Source organism: Bacteroides sp. 1_1_30 (assembly GCF_020982715.1).
Lineage (GTDB): Bacteria > Bacteroidota > Bacteroidia > Bacteroidales > Bacteroidaceae > Bacteroides > Bacteroides xylanisolvens.
On sequence record NZ_JAJKHN010000174.1, the window covers coordinates 1 to 3,207 of the forward strand.

General features: G+C 52.5%; 3 protein-coding genes and 2 pseudogenes. All 5 read right to left on the reverse strand.

Going from position 1 to position 3,207, the window contains the following annotated elements:
* Window positions 1-665, reverse strand: a pseudogene (locus LPH68_RS25780) (hypothetical protein); the annotation flags it as partial.
* A complete protein-coding gene (locus tag LPH68_RS25785; protein WP_196045659.1) occupies window positions 652-1,242 on the reverse strand; it encodes a hypothetical protein in 591 nt (196 codons plus the stop codon). The gene LPH68_RS25785 and the pseudogene LPH68_RS25780, both read right to left, overlap by 14 nt.
* Before the next feature lie 131 nt (window positions 1,243-1,373).
* Complete coding sequence (locus tag LPH68_RS25790; RefSeq protein WP_196045660.1) at window positions 1,374-2,042, reverse strand: hypothetical protein; 669 nt, start codon at window positions 2,040-2,042, stop codon at window positions 1,374-1,376.
* 88 nt (window positions 2,043-2,130) lie between these two features.
* Entirely contained in the window at window positions 2,131-2,721 is a 591-nt protein-coding gene (locus LPH68_RS25795; protein ID WP_196036655.1) for a tyrosine-type recombinase/integrase, read from the reverse strand.
* A 2-nt stretch (window positions 2,722-2,723) separates the two neighbouring features.
* Window positions 2,724-3,207, reverse strand: a pseudogene (locus tag LPH68_RS25800) (DUF932 domain-containing protein); the annotation flags it as partial.

Consider the following 3,207-nt stretch of genomic DNA (forward strand, 5'->3'; position numbering starts at 1 on the left):
ACAGCCGCATGGAGAATCTCATAGGAATAGAACCGGGCGGGAACAAGCGAGAGGTCATGTTCCGCCATCTTGCGGTAATACGCCGCGTTTTTGAAAGGCGGCGGCACAACGGCGTCGGTAACCGTACTTAATATTCTCATCTCGTCGAGCATCCCGTAATAGAACCCTTGAGTCTTTACCCCAACGGGGACATATCCGAGGATAAGACCCGTTTTCATGACGGCGTCTGTCCTGCTGTCCGCGTAATGCGGGTCGTAAACATAGCTGCGCAAGGCCAGGTATGCCAGTTGCGCGTCCCAAAGGCGTTCAGGTATGAAGGCGAGAATGTCGAAATCCCCGCGTCCGTTTCGGATGACCGCTTCCGCCATTTCCCGGGTAATCATCGCTTCGGGAACGGCCGTGATGTTCTTCGGTTTTTTGCGCGTGGCGTAGTCACAGACTGCTCCCGAACGGCACGCCTCCGGGATATTACGCAGTTCGAAGCTGTGCCAGCTCTCCGTGCTGCCCGCGATGATTCGTTCTATACGTCCGGGTGTGAGAAAACGTCCCGGAATATGACTCAGCACCTCTATTTCCTTGCTTTCGACGGCTGCTTCCACGATCTCTTCCGTGAACAGGTGTTCCGGCAGCCATTCTATGGCCGATACGATGTTACGATGTCCCATACAGTTTCTTTTTAAGGTTGGACGAACGTACGATTCTTACAAGGCGGCAGCCCCGGTAGACATAAAGTATCCGGAGCTCACGTTCGGCAAGTTCCTCAAGTCCCTGCCAGTGCTGCGGTGTATTTATCTTTTCGAGTCGGGCATGGTTGTTCACATACACCGAGATCGGTTTCATGCTGTCATGGGAGGGCGTATCTTCGACGAAGAGCGGCGGTTCACAGTGTTCTCCCTTGTCCATGACATGCCATCTGCCGTTATCGAACAGGAGGCACGTGGCCTCCATGCGGCCGAAAATGTCTGCGTTGTCCGCGATGCGTGATGCGGATTGCCGCGGTGTTTCTCGTCCGTCACGAATCTTTGAAAAACAGTGGACGGCATCGCCGGTTCCTGTCCATTTTCCATAGGGTGACGGTCCCAGTTTTTGTATGTCGCCCAGCGACAGCAGGGCATCTACCCGTTTGTCATTGGGATAGAACACCCGGAGTTTCCTCACAAGGTTTTTTGAAAGCGTCTCGTGGAGCGCCTTGATGTGCCGGACACTGCCGTCCGGCAACAGTTTTCCGATTTGTATGCTCATAATAGTGCTATCTCTTGTTGTTGAAGTATAGCCGGGGGCATCCTTCTTTCGATTGACAGTCCGGCTTGGAAATTATGATTTACAGGAGTCTTCTGGCCGGTATCCGGCCATGCCCGGCTCGGAACCGCGTGTCATTCCGTCCTGTCGTCTTCCCGTCTTTTCATTTTCAGTTCCCTGCCGGTTGCCGTGCGGCAGAGCGGCAGTTTTCCGGAAGCGGTTTGCTTGCATTCCTCGACGAGCCGTCCTTCGGACACCATTTTCCCGTACGTTTCCATGATATAGCAGTATGCCGGGGAGGTATTCGAATAAATGGAACTTTTACGGAGTGTTCTGACCTGCAGTTTTCCGGTGATTATTTCCAGCACCTGTTCCCGTATCTTATACAGGTTACGGCGTTTGGTACGGAATGCTTCAAGAAAGACACCCCCGATAGTCATGTCATGAGTCTCGTGGTAATACGCGAGTTCTTCCTCTTCCGTCAGGTCGAGGAGCTCGCCGTACGTGTCGGTGCGCAGGTACTGGAAAGTCGTTCCTTGCGTTAAAATCTTCTCGATGTGCTCGATTAAATCTTTCCTTACGGGACCGGAGAGTTCCTGTGGGTGGCAGTAGAGCCGTGTTTTCTCCAGCACGACATCCGGACAACCACCGTACTTGCACTCCTCGATTGTGAAACCGTTTTGCGAGAACAGGCTTCTGATTTCGGCGAAGAATGCCCCTGTCTTTTCCTTTGACATTCCGCGTCCCCATTCGTAACCGGATTCGATACGGAAGTAGGTGTCTATATATATCGGTTTATCCATTGTTTACAGCGTTGATTTTTAGATGTTGTCATATTAAGCATAGCCCGGAACCCGGATGGGTGGTTTCCGGGCTTCCTTGAAATTGTTGTCAGATATGTATGGAATTGAACACCTTGTCGATGTCCTCCTGCGCCAATCCGATGTAGCGTCGGGTAGTTTCCAGATTGGAATGGCGGAATATCTGGTTGAGCAGGATCAGCGCTTCCGCCGAGCGTCCCATTATCTCGTAGACATAGCGCCCGAAGGTCTTGCGGAAGGTATGTGTGGAAAAAGCGTGTATGGGAATCCGATATCTGACCCGGAACGCCTTAAGCAACCGGTTGATGTATTCCAGAGAGTATGGGTTGCCGGTCCGCGGGTTCATGAAAATCAGGTTTTCCACATCGGGGCTGTCCTGCAACTCGTACAGATGCCGTGTCTTCTCCTGTACATACCGGCTGAACTTCACCATGCGGTTCTTGCGGGTTTTCTTCTCCGTCTTTACCAGCCGGTTGCGGTTGAGCACGTCTTTCCATCGGAGTGTACGTACGTCCGAAGCCCGGAATGCCGTACAGAATGATAGCCAGCAGTAGGTCGCCCACAGATATTCACCGTCTTCTTCCAATGCATCGAGCAATTTTCGGAACGTATCCATAGGAAGGTAGTCCGCTGTTGTCAGTTGTCCTCTGATGCGTGTCATGGTCAGGCTTCAGGCAGGTTTTCCGAGAGCATCAGCTCGGCCAATGCCCCGTTCTGGGGAATCATGGCCGGGATGTCCGTACGGCCGGGCTTGTAGATTTCGGTTGCCACGTTATAGATGTCCCACGCCGTAAGTTTTTTCTTTTCTTCGGTAAGTTTGAGCAGATCCTCTGTAAAAATTGAAATTTGGGACTGGTTGAGCGGGTAGGTTTCCACCTTGGACGAGAGGCACTTGTCGGAACTGTCATGCGATACGCGCAAGGCGGTCAGCAGGCCGATGTAGGCATACATTTCCACGGGGGTAATCACTTTCGCTTTCAGACGGCGGATACGTTCCCGGTCCTCATTCATCTGCACTTCGAAGTTAGACAACCATTCATCCACGCGCTCGAAAAGCTGTTCGGTGGAGGCCTTTTCTTTCCCATAGTTCGAAACGCTGCGTTCGGGAGAGAGGATGCACTGGTTGTGGCACACTTTAACGCAGGGG

Bases quoted from the DNA above. Each gene is read 5' to 3' on its own strand.
- LPH68_RS25785 (WP_196045659.1), bottom strand. From the start codon at position 1,242: ATGAGCATACAAATCGGAAAACTGTTGCCGGACGGCAGTGTCCGGCAC.
- LPH68_RS25790 (WP_196045660.1), bottom strand. From the start codon at position 2,042: ATGGATAAACCGATATATATAGACACCTACTTCCGTATCGAATCCGGT.
- LPH68_RS25795 (WP_196036655.1), bottom strand. From the start codon at position 2,721: ATGACACGCATCAGAGGACAACTGACAACAGCGGACTACCTTCCTATG.